Consider the following 18,077-nt stretch of genomic DNA (forward strand, 5'->3'; position numbering starts at 1 on the left):
ATCGGTCTTTTTGCTACATTTTTATGGTAAATAACTTCAATGATTGCTAATGTATGCCGCAGTCTTTGTATGGTTTTAGGCTTTTGGTGCTTAGTTTATGCGCTAAAAAAATCTAAATCACAGCCCGTTTTTGTGAACCTACAAAGAGGTCATGGATGCTAACAAAAAAATTTGGAGTTTTACGCATGTATAAGAATAAAATCACGCGCGCTTTATTCATTGGCGCTGGTCTTTCTCTAGCTCTTGCTGGTTGTGGTGGTGATAAGCCAGAAGAGAAGCAAGCAGCTCAGCCTGCACCAGCCCCTGCCTCTGAAGCGAAATCTGATTCTTCGGAGCCAAAACTTGCTGCGGTTCAAGAATTAGTGCGTGGTAACGGTACAGAAGTAGCGACAATCGACCCACACAAATCACAAGGTGTTCCTGAGTCTCACGTGATTCGCGATCTACTTGAAGGCCTTGTAAACCAAGATGCAGATGGTAATACCATCCCTGGTGTTGCTGAATCTTGGGAAACTGCAGACAACAAAACATTCACTTTCCACCTACGCAAAGACGCAAAATGGTCTAACGGCGATCCTGTTACGGCCGGTGATTTCGTCTACAGCTTCCAGCGTGCAGTCGATCCTGCAACCGCTTCTCCATACGCTTGGTACATGGAATACACCAAGATGAAGAATGCGAAAGACATCGTTGCTGGTAAAAAAGATAAAAGCGAGCTAGGTGTGAAAGCGGTTGACGACCAGACGTTGGTTGTTGAGCTTGATACTGCAGTACCGTACTTCGTCATGATGATGGGCCACACAACTGTTAAGCCAGTTCACCAAGCTACTGTTGAAAAATTCGGTGATCAGTGGACCAAACCAGAGAACTTTGTAGGTAACGGCGCATATGTTGTTGATAACTGGGTTGTAAACGAACGCTTGGTATTGAAGCGTAACGAGCAATACTGGGACAACGAACACACGACTTTGGATAAAGTTACTTTCCTACCTATCGAAAACCAGGTAGCGGAAATGAACCGTTTCCTCGCGGGTGAAATTAACATCAGTTACGATGTGCCTGTAGAACACTTCAAACGATTGCAGAAAGAACATCCAGAATCACTATCAGTTGTGGGTAACTTGTGTACTTACTACTACCTGTTCAACACCAAGAAAGCACCGTTTGATGATGTACGTGTACGTAAAGCGATCTCTTACGCGATCGATCGTGACATCGTCAGTAACGCAATAATGGGCCAAGGCCAAAAGCCAGCTTACTTCCTAACGCCTGAAATCACAGCAGGCTTCAATCCTGAAATGCCAGCTTACGGTAAGATGACTCAGGAAGAGCGTAACGCCGAAGCTGCCCGTCTTCTAGAAGAAGCAGGTTACGGCAAAGATAACCCACTGAAATTCAACCTTCTTTACAACACTTCAGAGAACCACAAGAAAGTGGCGGTTGCTCTAGGTTCTATGTGGAAGAAGACTCTGGGTCTTGACGTTACGCTAGAAAACCAAGAGTGGAAAACATACCTATCAACTAAAGATTCAGGTAATTTCGAAGTGGCTCGCGCAGGTTGGTGTGGTGACTACAACGAAGCTTCATCATTCCTAACGCTAATGATGAGCAACAACACCACTGGTGGTATTCACTACGATAGCAAAGAATACGACGAGATCATGAACAAAGCATTTGCTTCTACATCAGACGAACAGCGCCAAGCACTATACGCAGAAGCTGAGAAACTGATGGCGAAGGATATGCCAATCGCACCTATCTACCAGTACGTGAAATCACGTCTACTGTCTCCTAAAGTTGGTGGCTTCCCAGCTAACAACGCAGAAGAAAAGATCTACTCAAAAGACTTATACATCACTGAGTAAATCTTAATCAGATAGAATTATAAAAAATTAGGCACTGCATGTGAGAGATCACATGTAGCGCCTATGTTGTGTCCTAAATTTGGACATTTGGTTTTAATTTACACTGTCACAGACTGAAAGAGTGAGTTTATGCTTAAATTCATCGCAAAAAGGATATTTGAGGCGATCCCAACAATGTTGGTTTTGATCACCGTATCTTTCTTTCTCATGCGTTTTGCTCCGGGAAATCCATTCTCGACAGAACGTCCATTACCACCAGAAGTTATGGCTAACATCGAAGCTAAATATGGCCTGGATAAGCCTGTATTCGAGCAATACACGACTTACTTGTTTAACGTTGTCCAAGGTGACTTCGGACCGTCATTCAAGTACCTGGATTACTCAGTTAACGAACTGATTTCTGTTGCGTTACCAGTATCTGCAAAAGTAGGTTTCATTGCCTTCATCTTCACCCTGATCATGGGGGTGACGGTAGGAACAATCGCTGCTTTAAAACAGAATACCTGGGTCGATTACACCATTATGTCAACGGCGATGTTAGGCGTGGTAATGCCTTCATTTGTATTGGCTCCGGCACTGATCTACCTATTCTCCCTTCACTGGCACATTTTCCCAGCAGGTGGCTGGCAAGATGGTGGCTTGAAGTACCTTGTGCTTCCAGTGATCGGTATGTCACTTCTTTACGTTGCCACATTTGCGCGTATCACCCGTGGCTCAATGATCGAGACATTGAACAGTAACTTTATCCGTACCGCGCGAGCTAAAGGTCTAAGCTACCGTTACATCATCCTTAAGCACGCGCTTAAGCCAGCACTACTCCCTGTCGTTTCTTACATGGGGCCTGCATTCGTAGGTATCATCACCGGTTCTGTTGTTATCGAAACCATCTTTGGTCTACCTGGCATTGGTAAACTGTTCGTTAATGCTGCATTTAACCGTGACTACTCGCTTGTAATGGGTGTAACCATTTTGATTGGTTTCCTATTCATTTTATTCAACGCGATTGTCGATATCCTACTTGCAATGATTGACCCTAAAATTCGCTACTAACAGGGAAGTTTGGTTATGTTAACGAAAAAAGAAAACCTAGAAGCGATTGAAAAATTCTCTGAGAACTTAGAGATTGAAGGTCGTAGTCTTTGGCAGGATGCTCGTATTCGCTTTATGCGTAACAAAGCGGCGATGGTGAGTTTATTTATCCTGGCTTTAATGACGTTGGCGGTGATTATACTGCCGATGATCGCCTCACACGCTTTTGATGATACCGATTGGTACGCGATGCACGTTTCACCTAACGCTGACCACTGGTTCGGTACTGACAGCTTAGGTCGCGACTTGTACGTTCGTACACTGATTGGTGGCCGCATCTCCCTAATGGTAGGGGTTATGGGTGCATTCGTAGCAGTATTGATTGGTACGCTTTACGGTGCAGCATCTGGCTTCATTGGCGGTAAAGTTGACCGTATCATGATGCGTATCCTTGAGATCCTATACGCGGTCCCGTTTATGTTCCTAGTTATCGTACTAGTAACCTTCTTCGGCCGTAACATTATTCTTATCTTCGTAGCGATTGGTGCAATTGCATGGCTGGATATGGCACGTATTGTACGTGGTCAAACGCTTAGCCTACGTAGTAAAGAGTTCATCGAAGCGGCACACGTTTGTGGTGTAAGTAACTGGAAGATAATTACTCGCCATATCGTACCGAACGTACTGGGTATCGTAGCGGTTTACTCAACGCTGCTTATCCCTAGCATGATTCTGACTGAATCATTCCTATCGTTCCTTGGTCTTGGAGTTCAGGAACCAATGACAAGTTGGGGCGCACTTCTACAAGAAGGTGCACAGACAATGGAAGTAGCAATCTGGCAGCTGGCATTCCCAGCCGCGTTCATGGTTGTGACTCTGTTCTGCTTCAACTACGTTGGTGACGGTCTGCGCGATGCGCTGGATCCTAAAGACAGATAATTACAGATAGATTAAGGAAGCAACGATGAGCTTATTAGATGTCAAAGATCTGCGCGTCGAGTTTACCACGCAAGATGGTATCGTAACCGCAGTAAACGATTTGAACTTTTCTCTTAACCAAGGTGAAACCTTAGGTATCGTAGGTGAGTCGGGTTCAGGTAAATCTCAGACCGTATTTGCAATCATGGGTCTGCTGGCTAAAAACGGTATCATTTCTGGTAGCGCTAAGTTTGAAGGTAAAGAGATCCTGAACTTGCCTGAAAAAGAACTTAACAAAGTTCGAGCAGAGCAGATCGCGATGATCTTCCAGGACCCAATGACGTCACTAAACCCTTATATGAAGGTGAGTGACCAGCTGATGGAAGTATTGATGCTTCACAAAGGAATGGGCAAAGCGGAAGCATTTGAAGAATCGGTACGTATGCTTGAAGCGGTGAAAATTCCAGAAGCCCGCAAGCGTATTACCATGTACCCGCATGAGTTTTCGGGCGGTATGCGTCAGCGTGTAATGATCGCAATGGCGCTGTTATGTCGCCCTAAACTGTTGATTGCGGATGAACCGACAACGGCACTAGACGTAACCGTTCAGGCGCAGATCATGGATCTGCTTAACGAACTGAAAGACGAGTTTAACACCGCAATTATCATGATCACGCACGATTTGGGGGTTGTTGCGGGATCTTGTGACAAAGTATTGGTGATGTACGCCGGTCGTACAATGGAATATGGAACGGTTGATGAAATCTTCTACAACCCAAGTCACCCATACGCAGAAGGTCTGTTGAAGGCGATTCCTCGCTTAGATACGGAAGGTGAGATCCTGCCAACCATTCCGGGCAACCCACCAAACTTACTTCGCCTACCACCTGGCTGTCCTTATCAGGAACGTTGCCACCGTGTAATGGACCGTTGTAAGCAAGAAGCGCCAATTCTGACACCATTTGGTGATGGTCGTCAGCGCGCCTGTTTTTCTGATTGGGAGGCTTGGAAAAAATGAGTGTAGAGAAATCATTACTACTCGATGTTAAAGAACTTAAAGTTCACTTTAGCATTGCAGCAAAATCAGCATGGCCTTGGTCTAAGCCTTCAAACCTAAAAGCAGTCGATGGTGTTAACGTTCGGCTGTATGAAGGCGAAACGTTAGGTGTTGTAGGTGAATCAGGCTGTGGTAAGTCGACGTTTGCGCGCGCTATCATCGGCTTGGTAGAAGCGACTGACGGCGAAGTGGTGTGGTTGGGTCAAGACCTGACCAAGATGAAAGATGTCCAGCGCCGTGAAACGCGTAAAGAAATCCAAATGATTTTCCAGGATCCTTTGGCGTCACTGAACCCACGTATGACTGTCGGCGACATTATCGCTGAGCCGCTAGAAACCTTTTATCCAGAGCTTTCAAAGCAAGAGGTAAAAGATCGTGTTAAAGAGATGATGGCGAAAGTGGGTCTACTACCAAATGTGATCAACCGTTATCCGCATGAATTCTCTGGTGGTCAGTGTCAGCGTATTGGTATTGCACGTGCGCTTATCTTGAAGCCAAAAATGATCATCTGTGACGAACCGGTATCTGCACTGGATGTGTCGATTCAGGCTCAGGTTGTTAACTTGCTTAAAGAGCTTCAAAAAGAACTTGGCCTATCTTTGGTATTCATTGCACACGATTTGTCTGTGGTAAAACATATCTCTGACCGTGTTCTGGTTATGTATTTGGGTAACGCGGTAGAGCTTGGTGAAGCCGACGCACTATTTGCTGATCCTAAACACCCATATACGCGTGCATTGATGTCGGCGGTACCAATTCCAGATCCGAATATCGAACGTCAAAAGAAAATCCAAATGCTGGAAGGCGATCTTCCTTCGCCAATCAACCCACCATCGGGTTGTGTCTTCCGTACTCGTTGCCCACAAGCAACGGAAGAGTGTGCGAAGACCAAACCGACAATCCAAGGTAACGACGTTCACGCGGTATCTTGTCTACACGTTCAAGTGTAAACCATTCAGCCTGTGACGGGCTTAAGCGCGGCTCTTTAATTAGGGGCGCGCTTTTTTTATGTCTAACCGAACACTTATTCAAATTTCTTGAACGTCATGTCCGACGCTCGGTTGTTTTCTGTTCGTCACGAATCGCTAATATAGAGGAAAATAGAACGAGAGGAGAGCGAAGATGGGTAAATTGGTCGAAGGTGTTTGGCACGACGTCTGGTACGATACGAAATCAAGCGGCGGTAAATTTGTCCGCGAAGACGCGGGTTTTCGTAATTGGATCAAGAATGAGCCGGATGCAGAATTCCAGCCAGAATCTGGTCGTTACCATTTGTATGTTTCTCTTGCTTGCCCGTGGGCGCACCGAACGCTTATTTTCCGAAAACTCAAAAGGCTAGAACCGCATATTGATGTCACGGTTGTCTGCCCTGATATGCTTAGCCAAGGTTGGCAAATGGGCTTACCTGAGCCATTATTTGGCCATACGCGTATGCATCAAGTTTATACCCAAGCTAAGCCAGATTATAGTGGGCGTGTGACCGTTCCTGTCTTATGGGATAAAAATACCAATACGATCGTTTCCAATGAATCTTCCGAGATTATCCGCATGTTCAACTCAGAATTTAATGAGTTGACGGGGAACGAATACGATTACTACCCAGAACATTTACAAGCCTCTATTGATGAGTGGAATGATTTTATCTATCCGAATGTGAATAATGGTGTGTATCGTTGTGGCTTTGCGACCACTCAGGAAGCCTATGAAGAAGCCTTTGATTCACTGTTTTCTGCATTAGATAAAATTGATATGCATCTGGCGACACATCGTTATTTAACCGGTAATCAGATCACCGAGGCTGACTGGCGTCTGTTTACTACATTAGTACGTTTTGATGCTGTGTATGTTGGCCACTTTAAATGTAATAAAAAGCGCATTGCGGATTACACCAATATTCAGGGCTACTTAAAAGAACTCTATCAAGTCGATGGCGTGGCAGAGACGACGGATTTCTACCACATTAAACGTCATTACTATTTCAGTCATACAGGAATCAACCCAACACAGGTTGTTCCAAAAGGCCCTGAGTTAGATTTAGAGTCGTCACACGGGCGTGAGCCACTTTCAAATTAGTCCTGCTGATAAAGCGTCATTTTCTATGGCGCTTTGTTATCTCCTTACCAAAGCTATATGCATTTATACGCCGTTTTATCGGTTATTTCCCCAAGCATCACAGATTATTCCAGTACATGGCATAAACTAATGATATAGAACCGATCTTTTAGCGAGGTGAGGTATGGATATCAGCGAGTTTGCATCTGGCGAGCATCAAATCTGGAATTTGCTTATTGCGCTTCTCTTAGGGGCGATTGTTGGCATTCAGCGTGGTTGGGTGAAGCGCAATAGTGTTGAAGGCAGCCGGGTCGCAGGTATCCGTACTTATTCTTTGGTGGGATTACTTGGTGGTCTGGTTGCAGTTCTTGCTTCTCACTATTCCCCGTTACTGCTCGGCTTTGCGTTGATCGCACTGGTGATTTTGGCTTGCATCGCTTTTTTTGTGAAGCAAAAGAACAGCGGTGATGTCAGTATCACGGGCTTGGTAAGTCTGTTGGTGACGTTCGTTTTAGGCAGTTTAGCGGTGGCTGGCGAAGCAGTACTTGCTGCATCTACGGCTGTAATAACCGCTCTGGTTCTGGATAATAAAAGAGAGCTCCACGAGGCGTTGCAAAAGTTACAAGAGTACGAATTAGATGCAGCTCTGCGCTTACTTCTCATTTCTATTGTTTTACTTCCACTCTTACCTAATAAAACTTATGGGCCATGGAATGCGTTAAACCCTTACGAGATATGGTGGATGGTTGTATTGATCGCCAGTATCTCTTTTGTTGGCTACTTTGCGATTAAAATTGGCGGCGCGAAGCGGGGGATTTTATTTACGTCTGTTTTTGCCGGCCTCAGTTCTTCAACGGCATTGACTCTGCAATTTTCTCATCTGTCACGCGAACAGCCTGCAATTAGCCCGCTGCTGGCAAGTGGCATCTTAATTAGTTGTGGCACCATGTTCCCAAGATTGCTGATCATACTGTCCGTCATTAACCCACCATTAGTGAAAATGCTTTGGCCAATTGTACTGGCAATGATGGCGGCACTTTACTTACCAGCCTGGTGGATATGGAGAAGGAGCCAAATAGAGAAGGTTGAGCAATCGAACAAGCAAAGTAATCCTCTTGCTCTGCAATCTGCTCTCTTTTTTGGTGTTGTACTGGCGGTGATCATGTTGCTCTCGCATGCGCTCTCAGATTGGTTTGGCGCTGCTGGTGTTCTAATGCTTTCAGCGGTATCAGGTATCACTGATGTGGATGCAATTTCATTGGCACTTGGACGTCAAAGTATCCAGTATTTGAGTTTAACTACTGCGGCACTGGGTATCATCATTGCTGCTTCGGTAAATACCATAGTGAAAGTGGCAATGGTGATGGCTTTAGGTGAGAGGAGGTTATGGCACCGAGTCGCGCCAGTGATGATCGGTTGTGTGATTGTCGGTGGGCTGATGTTCGTCGCTATCTCTTAAGTCATTTAATAAACGAACCAACAAAAAGCCCTCAACGAATCGAGGGCTTTGATATCCGGCCAAGCAGAGAAAAGAATTACTTCTGTTCTTGAGTTGCTTGAATTGCTGTTAGAGCGATGGTGTACACGATGTCGTCTACTAGTGCGCCACGAGACAGGTCGTTTACTGGTTTGCGCATACCTTGCAGCATTGGACCGATAGATACTAGGTCTGCTGAACGTTGTACCGCTTTGTAAGTCGTGTTACCCGTGTTTAGGTCTGGGAATACGAATACTGTCGCTTTACCTGCAACTGGAGAGTTTGGTGCTTTAGAAGCAGCAACGTTTTCCATGATAGCCGCGTCGTACTGTAGAGGACCGTCGATGATAAGATCAGGACGTTTCTCTTGAGCCAGTTTGGTTGCTTCACGTACTTTATCAACGTCTGCACCCTTACCAGATTCACCAGTAGAGTAAGAAATCATTGCAACGCGTGGATCGATACCGAATGCAGTTGCAGAATCCGCTGATTGGATCGCGATTTCAGCAAGCTGTTCAGCCGTTGGATCTGGGTTGATTGCACAGTCACCGTAAACCAGTACCTGATCAGGCAGAAGCATGAAGAATACTGAAGAAACGATAGACGCGTTAGGTGCCGTCTTGATGATTTGGAACGGAGGAACGATAGTGTTCGCCGTGGTATGAACCGCGCCAGAAACCAGACCGTCAACTTCGTTGTTCTCAAGCATCATTGTGCCCAGGAATACTGAATCTTGCAGTTTCTCACGAGCAACCACTTCAGTCATACCTTTCGCGCCACGTAGCTCAACCAGACGAGCAACGTAGTTTTCACGAATCGCATCAGCATCGATGATTTGAACGCCAGCGCCTAGCTCAACACCTTGTTGTGCCGCTACGCGACGGATTTCTGCTGGGTTACCCAGAAGCACACATTCTGCAATGCCGCGTTCCGCACAGATAGCTGCTGCTTTCACTGTACGTGGCTCATCACCTTCAGGAAGAACGATACGCTTACCTGCTTTACGAGCAAGCTCTGTTAGCTGGTAACGGAATGCTGGTGGGCTTAGACGACGAGACTTCTGAGTACCTTCAGTCATTGACTCAATCCAGTTGCCATCAATGTGACCCGCAACGTGCTCGTTGATGAACTCGATACGCTCTTTGTCGTCTGCAGGTACTTCAATGCTGAAGCTCTGTAGGTTCAGAGAAGTCTGCCAAGTGTTGCCTTGTGCTTTGAAGATCGGTAGACCCGTTTCGAATGCAGGCTTACACAGACCTTCGATTTCTTGTGGAATGTCGTAACCGCCAGTTAGCAGTACCGCACCGATATCAACACCGTTCATTGCTGCTAGAGAGGCCGCAACGATTACGTCAGGACGGTCTGCAGAAGTAACCAGCAGAGAACCTGGTTTGAAGTGCTCAATCATGTTTGGCAGAGAACGCGCACAGAACGTGATGCTCTTGATGCGACGAGTGTTGATGTCACCTTTGTTGATGATATCAGCATTCAAGTGTTTCGCCATGTCGATCGCACGAGTCGCAATCAGGTCGATGCTCCAAGGCACGCAACCTAGTACACGAATTGGAGAAGTGTTGAAGATTTCCATCACTTTCATTTCGTTTTGCTTCGCGCTGTCTGCATCGTCAAAGATCTCAGACAGGTCAGGGCGAGTACGGCCAGCTTCATCAACAGGTGCGTTTAGCTTGTTGATGATAACGCCAGAGATGTTTTTGTTCTTAGTACCACCGAAGTTAGAACATGCTACTTCGATACGCTCTTTAAGCTGAGCTGGGTTATCCGTGCCAGGTGTTGCCACTAGAACAATTTCAGCACCAAGTGTTGCTGCGATTTCTGCGTTCACCTGGTTAGCGAATGGATGCTTACGAGTTGGTACTAGACCTTCAATTAGAGTTACATCGGCATCTTTATTGATTTGGTTGTAACGCTCAACGATGGTTTCTAGCAGCTCATCCATGTTGTCGTTACCGATCAGGCTTTCAGCAACAGACATCGCCATAGGTTGGCCGATCTTCATATCGCTGTTGTGACCAACGATAGTTGAAGTTAGATCTGGCTGATCGCCACCGCTGCGTGGCTGACAAATCGGCTTGTAGAAAGAAACTTTAACGCCTTTGCGCTCCATAGCGCGAAGAACACCCATGCTTACGCTAGTTAAACCAACACCAGCACTTGCAGGGATAAGCATAATAGTACGAGACATTCGTAGAGTACCTTTGCTATTGGGAGAGATAAAAGCTCAATTCTTATTCCATGATCTTCAAAGAATAGGAGCTGAGCCCCTAAAGAAAGCTCTTTGGAAGAAAAACTGGCTAGCCAATTGGCTAGCCAGTTTATGCATTAAAGACCTGCTAGGCGTGCAGTGTCTTCAGCGATTACAAGCTCTTCGTTAGTAGAGATTACCATTGCTGGGATGCGGCTGTCCGCTGTAGTGATAGTACCTTCGCCGCCGAAACGCGCTTTAAGGTTTGCTTCACTGTCTACTTCGATACCGAAGATACCTAGACGGTTTAGAACCATTTCACGGATAGGGCCAGAGTTCTCGCCGATACCGCCAGTGAAAGTGATCGCATCTAGACGGCCGTCCATTGATGCAGTGTAACCCGCTACGTATTTAGCTAGACGGTGACAGAACACGTCCATTGCACGCGTTGCTTCTTCTTTCTCACCGTAGTTGTCTTCAACGAAACGACAGTCAGAAGTCACTTCAGTCAGACCTAGTAGGCCAGACTCTTTAGTTAGCATCGTGTTGATTTTCTCAACAGAGTAGCCTAGTGCGTCGTGTAGGTGGAAGATGATCGCAGGATCGATGTCACCACAACGAGTACCCATTACCAGACCTTCTAGAGGAGTCAGACCCATAGAAGTATCTACTGATTTACCGTTTTTAACTGCACATACAGACGCGCCGTTACCTAGGTGACAGTTGATGATGTTTACTTCTTCAACTGGCTTGTTCAGTAGACCTGCAACTTCACGAGTGATGAATAGGTGTGAAGTACCGTGCATGCCGTAGCGACGGATGCCGTGCTCTTTGTACAGGTTGTATGGAAGAGCGTATAGGTAAGACTCTTCTGGCATCGTTTGGTGAAATGCAGTATCGAACACAGCAACGTTTTTAAGTGCCGGGAAAGATTTTTGAGCTGCTTTGATACCGATGATGTGTGCTGGGTTATGAAGTGGTGCTAGTGTTGCACAGTCTTCGATACCTTTCAGTACGTCATCAGTGATAAGAGCAGACTGAGTGAACTTCTCGCCGCCGTGTACTACACGGTGACCGATAGCTGCTAGGTTTTCAGAAAGCTCTGGTTTAGAAGCAAGAATAGTTTCTACCATGAACGCTAGTGCTTCTTCGTGAGCTGCACCGTTACCTAGTTGAGCTTCGTGCTTGCCATCAAGTTTCCACTTGATACGAGCTTCAGGAAGGTGAAGACACTCAGCAAGACCTGATAAGTGCTCGTCGCCGTTCTCGGCATCAACTACGGCAAATTTAAGAGAAGAACTACCGCAGTTTAAAACTAAAACTAGCTTAGACATGTATGACTACCTGTTATTCGTCTGATCAAAATCAGTTAAAGAATGAAAAATTAATCACAAGAATAGTCGATACCAGCAAGGGTGCGCACTAATCTTGGTCAAAAATTGTTCTAATTCCATATAAAGATATAGTGATGAGCCCACTCATCACGATGACGCGTTCCTTGCAGATAGTGACCTCAGAGTTGCTTAAATTGTAAATAACGGCAACAATGAGGTTGAGGGCCTGCAAAGGATAGCGATAATGGGCAATGATAACAAAAAAAATTTGAAATAATATTAATTTTCATCAATTTTTTGCACCTTCAGTTGAAACGTTCAACTATTTTTTAGTGAGAGAGTGGTATGAGTAATAAAGTCGGATTAGTCCATAGCCTGAAAGATGGCCAAAATTACATGGAGATCTGGCCGGTTCGTAAAGAGCTGAATGCCGTATTTCCAGAGCAGAGAATCATTAAAGCGACGCGATTTGGCATTAAAGTCATGCCAGCGGTTGCTGCGATCAGCGTCCTGACTCAAATGGCATTTAACAACTATAGTGCTCTGCCTCAATCGATTATCGTTGCCTTATTCGCGATTAGCTTGCCTTTACAGGGTATCTGGTGGTTAGGTACTCGTTCAAATACGACATTGCCACCTTCATTGGCTTCCTGGTATCGAGAGCTACACCAAAAAATAGTTGAGAGTGGTTTTGCATTAGAGCCTATAAAGACAAAGCCTCGTTACAAAGAGTTGGCGTTAATCCTAAATCGTGCTTTCCGTCAGTTAGATAAATCTTCGCTAGAGCGTTGGTTCTAAAGTCGCCAGGAATTTCGAAGATTAAGAAAATGGAGTGTGTGCAGACCACTCCATTTTTTGTACTTCATGTTCATCAATAGACGTCATGCTCCACTTGTTTTTGTTCCTTTTCCGTCCCCCTGATAAACATTTTTCTCTTTATCGCTGTTTTTGAGGGACAGGATTTCTATCCCGCGATCACAAATGTTGTTTTACTGTTAAATGTTTCTTTTCTTTACTGGGACTTAGTAGTAATAATAAAAATAAGATGCACAAGAAGTGCACAGCGATTTTTATTACAAACACAACAAAAACGCCTTCCCATTTTTGGGCTTGCGAGCGTACACCAAAAGGTGAAGGTTCGCAGAACAAGGACGAAGACACATCAAGGAGTTATGATGATAACGAAACGTTTACTAGCCACCGCTATTTTATCAGCGACCGCCGTTCTTTCTTCTGCTGGTGCTATTGCGAATACAGCGACAGTTGCGGTCTCACAGATTGTAGAACACCCGGCATTAGATGCTGCCCGTCAGGGACTCTTAGACGGCTTGAAGGCAAAAGGGTATGAACAGGGTAAAAACCTAGAGTTTGACTACAAAACGGCACAAGGTAACCCTGCTATCGCGGTTCAGATTGCTCGCCAGTTTGTTGGTGAAAGCCCGGATGTGTTAGTCGGTATCGCGACGCCATCTGCACAAGCTCTCGTCTCCGCAACGCGCTCAATCCCCGTTGTTTTTACCGCGGTAACGGACCCAGTTGGTGCAAAACTGGTAAAAACCATGGAACAGCCTGGTCAGAATGTGACTGGACTTTCTGATTTGTCTCCAGTTGCCCAGCATGTTGAGCTTATCCAGGAAATCCTGCCTCAAGTGAAAAGTATTGGTGTGGTCTTCAATCCAGGTGAAGCCAATGCGGTAACCTTGGTCGAACTTCTAAAAGTGAGCGCAGCAGCGAAAGGGATTGAAGTTGTAGAAGCAACGGCTCTGAAAAGTGCCGACGTGCAATCCGCGACTCAGGCTATTTCTGCAAAATCTGACATCATTTACGCACCGACAGACAATACAGTAGCCAGTGCAATTGAAGGTATGATCGTTGCTGCGAATCAGTCTAAGACGCCAGTATTTGGTGGTGCGACATCTTATGTTGAAAAAGGTGCTATCGCAGGCCTTGGCTTTGATTACTACCAAGTAGGTGTTCAAACCGCTGATTATGTCGCGGCGATTCTTGATGGCCAGGAACCGGGCAAACTAGACGTAAAAGTCGCAACAGGTTCTGACTTGGTGATCAATCAAGATGCTGCTTCTAAGCTAGGTATCCAAATACCGAGTTCAGTCGTAGAACGTGCAACAAGCATGCAATAAGTCGCTTTTTTGGGGCGTATTCGACTCATTCGAGCAAGTTAACCGCATTGGCGAAAGTAATAAGTCATGTCATTGGCTTATTACTTTTACCAAGAATGTTTAAACCTCTGAGTGAAGCAAAACTTTGTTCGAATAAACTTGAGCTTGAGTTGATAAGTTCGTCCTGACTGAAGTGAGAAGTCTTACTTTCAGATCCCGATATTGATCTGAACATGCAGAAAGGAGCCGTTTTATGTCTGCATTTGCATTTTTTGGCGCTCTTGAGATTGGCCTGATTTATGGGCTGGTTGCTTTGGGCGTATACCTCACGTTTCGTGTACTCGATTTTCCCGATCTAAGTGTTGATGGCAGTTTCCCTATGGGGGCTGCAGTTGCCGCAACAGCAATTGTTGCTGGTATTAACCCTTGGGTCGCCACAGGAATGGCGATTATAGCCGGTGCTATGACGGGCTGGGTTACCGCGTTTCTGGCTGTCCGTTGCGGTATCTTGCACCTGTTAGCCTCAATTCTCACCATGATTGCTGCCTTTTCCATCAATATTCGTATTATGGGTAAGCCCAATATGGCGTTACTCGGAGAGGATACGATCCTGACACCGTTTGAAGCGATGGGCGACTCAATGTTCGTTCGTCCGCTTGTGGTTGGGGTGTTAGTTCTATTATCTGCATTTTTTGTGGTTCGTTTGCTTAACAGTGACTTTGGCCTTGGTCTAAGAGCAACGGGTGTCAATGCCCGAATGGTTTCTGCTCAAGGTGCCAGCACAGGTTTTTACACCTTCTTTGGCTTGGCACTATCCAATGGTTTCGTTGGCTTTGCCGGCGCACTGTTTGCACAGACTAACAGCTTTGCAGACGTAACATCAGGGGTTGGCACCATTGTGGTCGGCTTAGCTGCGGTGATTTTGGGTCAGACCTTGATCCCTGGGCGCAAGATTTGGGTGGCGGTGTTAGCCGTTATCGTTGGCTCGGTACTGTATCGCCTTGCCGTCGCGTTTGCTTTGAGTTCTGGAATGTTTGGCTTGCAGGCATCCGATCTAAACCTTGTTACTGCTGTGCTGGTTGCGGTCGCATTGATAGCACCAAAACTTAAACAGCGCATGAAAGCGAAACAACGAGTTTCAGATGCTAAACAGGTAGCATCTAAAAAAGATTCAGGGGAGACATTATGATTGAACTCAATAATATCCAAGTGACGTTCAACCCTGGAACGATTCTGGAGAACCGAGCGCTAAAAGGGGTATCTCTAGAGGTACCTGAACATCAGTTTCTTACCGTCATTGGTTCTAACGGTGCCGGTAAATCGACGTTACTTGGCGCTACAACGGGGGAAACCCCGATGATTGGCGGTCAAGTGATCATTGATGGTAAAGACGTGACCCGACAAACTGTGGCTCAGCGTGCCACTCAGTGCGCGCGGGTTTTTCAGGACCCATTGGCTGGTACTTGTGGTGAATTAACCATAGAAGAAAACATGGCACTGGCTTACATGCGTGGTAAAAAGCGTGGCTGGAGACTGGCACTCTCATCCCAGCGCCGAAAGTTGTTTCAAGACCGAATCAGTATTCTTGGTTTGGGGTTAGAAGACAGGCTGGGGGATAGCATTGGCTTGTTGTCCGGTGGTCAACGACAAGCGGTGAGTTTGGTAATGGCAACCTTGTCGGAAAGTAAGCTGCTGCTACTCGATGAACACACGGCGGCGCTTGACCCGCGTATGGCGGCTTTTGTTATAGATCTGACCAAACGTATTGTGAACGAGTTTAATTTAACCGTGATGATGGTTACCCACTCAATGAAAGATGCATTGGCTTGTGGCGACAGAACCGTAATGCTTCATCAGGGGGAAATTGTGCTGGATGTAGCAGGGGAACAAAGAGCAAATATGCAGGTACCAGACTTGCTGGAAATGTTCTCGAAAGTGCGTGGTGAAGAACTGTCCGACGATAGTTTGTTACTCAATTAGCCAGTACAGTACGTTACCTAACTTCGATTACGGTTAACGATGCCGACCAAGCGTGATCCTCCTTGAGAAACGTGACTAACGGACCGTTTCACAAGGAGGATTTTTATTCTTGCTATAGTAAAGTCATCGCATATGCCCGCTACAGGAATATCTGCTATGACCCCTCCATTCATTTTCCACAGTCAGACGTTGGATGGTCTTTCTTTCAACGAAGACGCTATAACGGTCACGCTAAAGACGGAGAGCCTGGATTTTGATCGTGTTTATGTTCGTTCCGAGCCTGATAACGAAGAATATCTGACTGAAATGCATCCAGCGGGTACTTCAGGAGAACTTAAACTCTGGAAAGCAACCTTTGCCCCAAATAAAGATCGAGATGTCACTCACTACGTATTTAAGCTCGTTGTGGGCGAGCAGCAGTTCTGGCTGGATGGAAGGGACGTACAATCGCGCATTCCACCAAAAGAGTTTCACTTTAAATTAAATGTGAATAACCAGCCACCTACATGGGTGCAACAGCAGATCTTCTACCAAATTTTTCCAGACCGTTTTGCTCCAAGTAAGGATGAAAAATCGATTCGACAAGCCTATGGCGAATACAATCCTGAAGCGATAGTAAAGTCATGGGGTGAAGCGGTTGGGGAGCACCAGAATACCGGAGCCAAGGAGTTTTTTGGTGGCGACCTGAACGGCGTTGAGCAGAAGCTCGATTATCTTGAAAATCTGGGCGTGACAGCTTTGTATTTCAATCCGGTCTTCCGCTCTCCGAGTAACCATAAATACGACACCACTGACTATTTCAACATAGACCCAATGTTTGGAAGCAATGAGCAGTTTGCTCAGTTGTGCAACAAGATACGTTCTAAGCAAATGAAAATTGTTTTGGATGCAGTGTTTAATCACACGTCGGTTCACCATCCTTGGTTCGATGTAAAAATGCAAGGGGATGGGGCTTACGGCAATCTGGAATCCAAGTATCGCAACTACTACTTCTTTGACGATGACAGCAACAACTACATTGGCTGGAAAGGTATCAGCAGTTTACCTGTGTTGAACTTCGAAAACAAAGAGGTGCGGGATTACATTTATCAAGGCAAACACGCGGTGATCAAACACTGGCTAAAAGCCCCTTACTCTGTTGATGGCTGGCGCTTTGATGTGATTCATATGCTCGGAGAGGGAGAAGGGGCAAAAAATAACGCTCATTACGTCGAAGCGTTCCGTAAAGCAACAAAGTCGGTGAACCCTAATGCCTATGTCCTTGGAGAACATTTTTTTGAGGCAACTCAGTGGCTACAGGGTGGTCAAGAAGATGGAGCAATGAATTATTACGGCTTTGCTCATCCCGTAAGAGCATTTATTGCCAAGCAAGATATCATGTACGACCCTATCCAGATCAATGCATTAGAGTTTAAAGAGTGGTTAGATGAAGCAAGAGCGAAGATTCCTTTTGCCAACCAGTTATCTCAACTCAATCAACTTGATAGTCATGATACGGCCCGATTCATCACTCTTGTAAGCCGTAGCGAAGACAAAATTCATATCGCGCTGACTTTGTTAATGACTTATGTCGGTACACCTTGCCTTTATTACGGCAGCGAAGTTGGATTGGAAGGTGGGTTAGATCCTGATAACCGACGTTGTTTCCCTTGGCATGAAGTGGCGAACTCTGAATGGTTGGGTATTTATCGACGTTGGATAGAGATTCGTAAAAAGTTCAAATGCCTACAATCCGGCAGTATTCAATGGCTTTATTGCCATAATAACGCGTTTGTATATGCGAGACAGTTGCAAGAGGAAGCGGTCATTGTTGCAATAAACATGAGCGATAAAGAGTGCCGCATTGAGTTACCACTATGGCAATTAGGCCTGAGTCCTAAAAGCTTGTATAACTTATGGGATAGCAATGAGGTTATTGATTATAAGAATAATTTTAGTGTCAATCTTCGAGGGAAAAGTGGCAAAGTATGGCGAGTAAAGTGACACTACCGTTTGCTATTCGTGCATAGTTTGGATATAAAAAGGGCGAATTGTCACCCTTT

General features: G+C 45.6%; 14 protein-coding genes. 12 read left to right on the forward strand and 2 right to left on the reverse strand.

Annotated features, from left to right (window positions below; all coding sequences use genetic code 11):
• Positions 1-185 precede the first annotated feature (185 nt).
• The 7 genes from OO774_RS05090 to OO774_RS05120 all read left to right on the forward strand — a co-directional run bounded on the left by OO774_RS05090 (position 186) and on the right by OO774_RS05120 (position 8,380).
• The gene (locus OO774_RS05090; RefSeq protein WP_264905249.1) at positions 186-1,865 is read left to right on the forward strand and encodes an ABC transporter substrate-binding protein; all 1,680 of its coding nucleotides are present in this window, start codon (positions 186-188) and stop codon (positions 1,863-1,865) included.
• Positions 1,866-1,994: 129 nt separating this feature from the next.
• Positions 1,995-2,915, forward strand: coding sequence for an oligopeptide ABC transporter permease OppB (oppB, locus tag OO774_RS05095; protein WP_264905251.1), 921 nt, complete (start codon positions 1,995-1,997; stop codon positions 2,913-2,915).
• A gap of 15 nt (positions 2,916-2,930) precedes the next feature.
• Positions 2,931-3,833: an oligopeptide ABC transporter permease OppC gene (oppC, locus tag OO774_RS05100; protein WP_264905252.1), complete on the forward strand. Its 903-nt coding sequence runs from the start codon at positions 2,931-2,933 to the stop codon at positions 3,831-3,833.
• A gap of 25 nt (positions 3,834-3,858) precedes the next feature.
• Positions 3,859-4,830 carry an ABC transporter ATP-binding protein gene (locus tag OO774_RS05105; protein ID WP_176291966.1) on the forward strand — a complete coding sequence of 324 codons (972 nt, stop codon included), beginning with the start codon at positions 3,859-3,861 and terminating at the stop codon, positions 4,828-4,830.
• Complete coding sequence (gene oppF, locus OO774_RS05110; RefSeq protein ID WP_264905254.1) at positions 4,827-5,819, forward strand: murein tripeptide/oligopeptide ABC transporter ATP binding protein OppF; 993 nt, start codon at positions 4,827-4,829, stop codon at positions 5,817-5,819. The genes OO774_RS05105 and oppF overlap by 4 nt, the downstream gene beginning before the upstream one ends.
• A gap of 172 nt (positions 5,820-5,991) precedes the next feature.
• Positions 5,992-6,942 carry a glutathione S-transferase family protein gene (locus tag OO774_RS05115; RefSeq protein ID WP_264905256.1) on the forward strand — a complete coding sequence of 317 codons (951 nt, stop codon included), beginning with the start codon at positions 5,992-5,994 and terminating at the stop codon, positions 6,940-6,942.
• Positions 6,943-7,105: 163 nt separating this feature from the next.
• The gene (locus OO774_RS05120; RefSeq protein ID WP_264905257.1) at positions 7,106-8,380 is read left to right on the forward strand and encodes an MgtC/SapB family protein; all 1,275 of its coding nucleotides are present in this window, start codon (positions 7,106-7,108) and stop codon (positions 8,378-8,380) included.
• A gap of 76 nt (positions 8,381-8,456) precedes the next feature.
• On the opposite strand, the gene pta is transcribed toward OO774_RS05120, so the two are convergent.
• Together pta and OO774_RS05130 are read right to left on the reverse strand one after the other, a co-directional pair.
• Complete coding sequence (pta, locus tag OO774_RS05125; RefSeq protein WP_264905259.1) at positions 8,457-10,601, reverse strand: phosphate acetyltransferase; 2,145 nt, start codon at positions 10,599-10,601, stop codon at positions 8,457-8,459.
• Between the two features lie 137 nt (positions 10,602-10,738).
• Positions 10,739-11,935 carry an acetate kinase gene (locus tag OO774_RS05130; RefSeq protein WP_264905261.1) on the reverse strand — a complete coding sequence of 399 codons (1,197 nt, stop codon included), beginning with the start codon at positions 11,933-11,935 and terminating at the stop codon, positions 10,739-10,741.
• Between the two features lie 345 nt (positions 11,936-12,280).
• Here OO774_RS05130 and yfbV point away from each other — a divergent pair, with 345 nt between their 5' ends.
• From yfbV to malZ, 5 genes are all read left to right on the forward strand, one after another.
• Positions 12,281-12,733: a terminus macrodomain insulation protein YfbV gene (gene yfbV, locus OO774_RS05135; RefSeq protein WP_264905263.1), complete on the forward strand. Its 453-nt coding sequence runs from the start codon at positions 12,281-12,283 to the stop codon at positions 12,731-12,733.
• A 377-nt stretch (positions 12,734-13,110) separates the two neighbouring features.
• Entirely contained in the window at positions 13,111-14,076 is a 966-nt protein-coding gene (locus OO774_RS05140; protein WP_014232517.1) for an ABC transporter substrate-binding protein, read from the forward strand.
• Between the two features lie 232 nt (positions 14,077-14,308).
• The gene (locus OO774_RS05145) at positions 14,309-15,244 is read left to right on the forward strand and encodes an ABC transporter permease (RefSeq protein ID WP_264905264.1); all 936 of its coding nucleotides are present in this window, start codon (positions 14,309-14,311) and stop codon (positions 15,242-15,244) included.
• Positions 15,241-16,035, forward strand: coding sequence for an ABC transporter ATP-binding protein (locus OO774_RS05150; RefSeq protein ID WP_264905265.1), 795 nt, complete (start codon positions 15,241-15,243; stop codon positions 16,033-16,035). The genes OO774_RS05145 and OO774_RS05150 overlap by 4 nt, the downstream gene beginning before the upstream one ends.
• A 156-nt stretch (positions 16,036-16,191) precedes the next feature.
• The gene (gene malZ / locus OO774_RS05155) at positions 16,192-18,018 is read left to right on the forward strand and encodes a maltodextrin glucosidase (RefSeq protein WP_264905266.1); all 1,827 of its coding nucleotides are present in this window, start codon (positions 16,192-16,194) and stop codon (positions 18,016-18,018) included.
• Positions 18,019-18,077 lie beyond the last annotated feature (59 nt).

Source organism: Vibrio sp. STUT-A11, from assembly GCF_026000435.1.
Classification (GTDB): Bacteria; Pseudomonadota; Gammaproteobacteria; order Enterobacterales; family Vibrionaceae; genus Vibrio.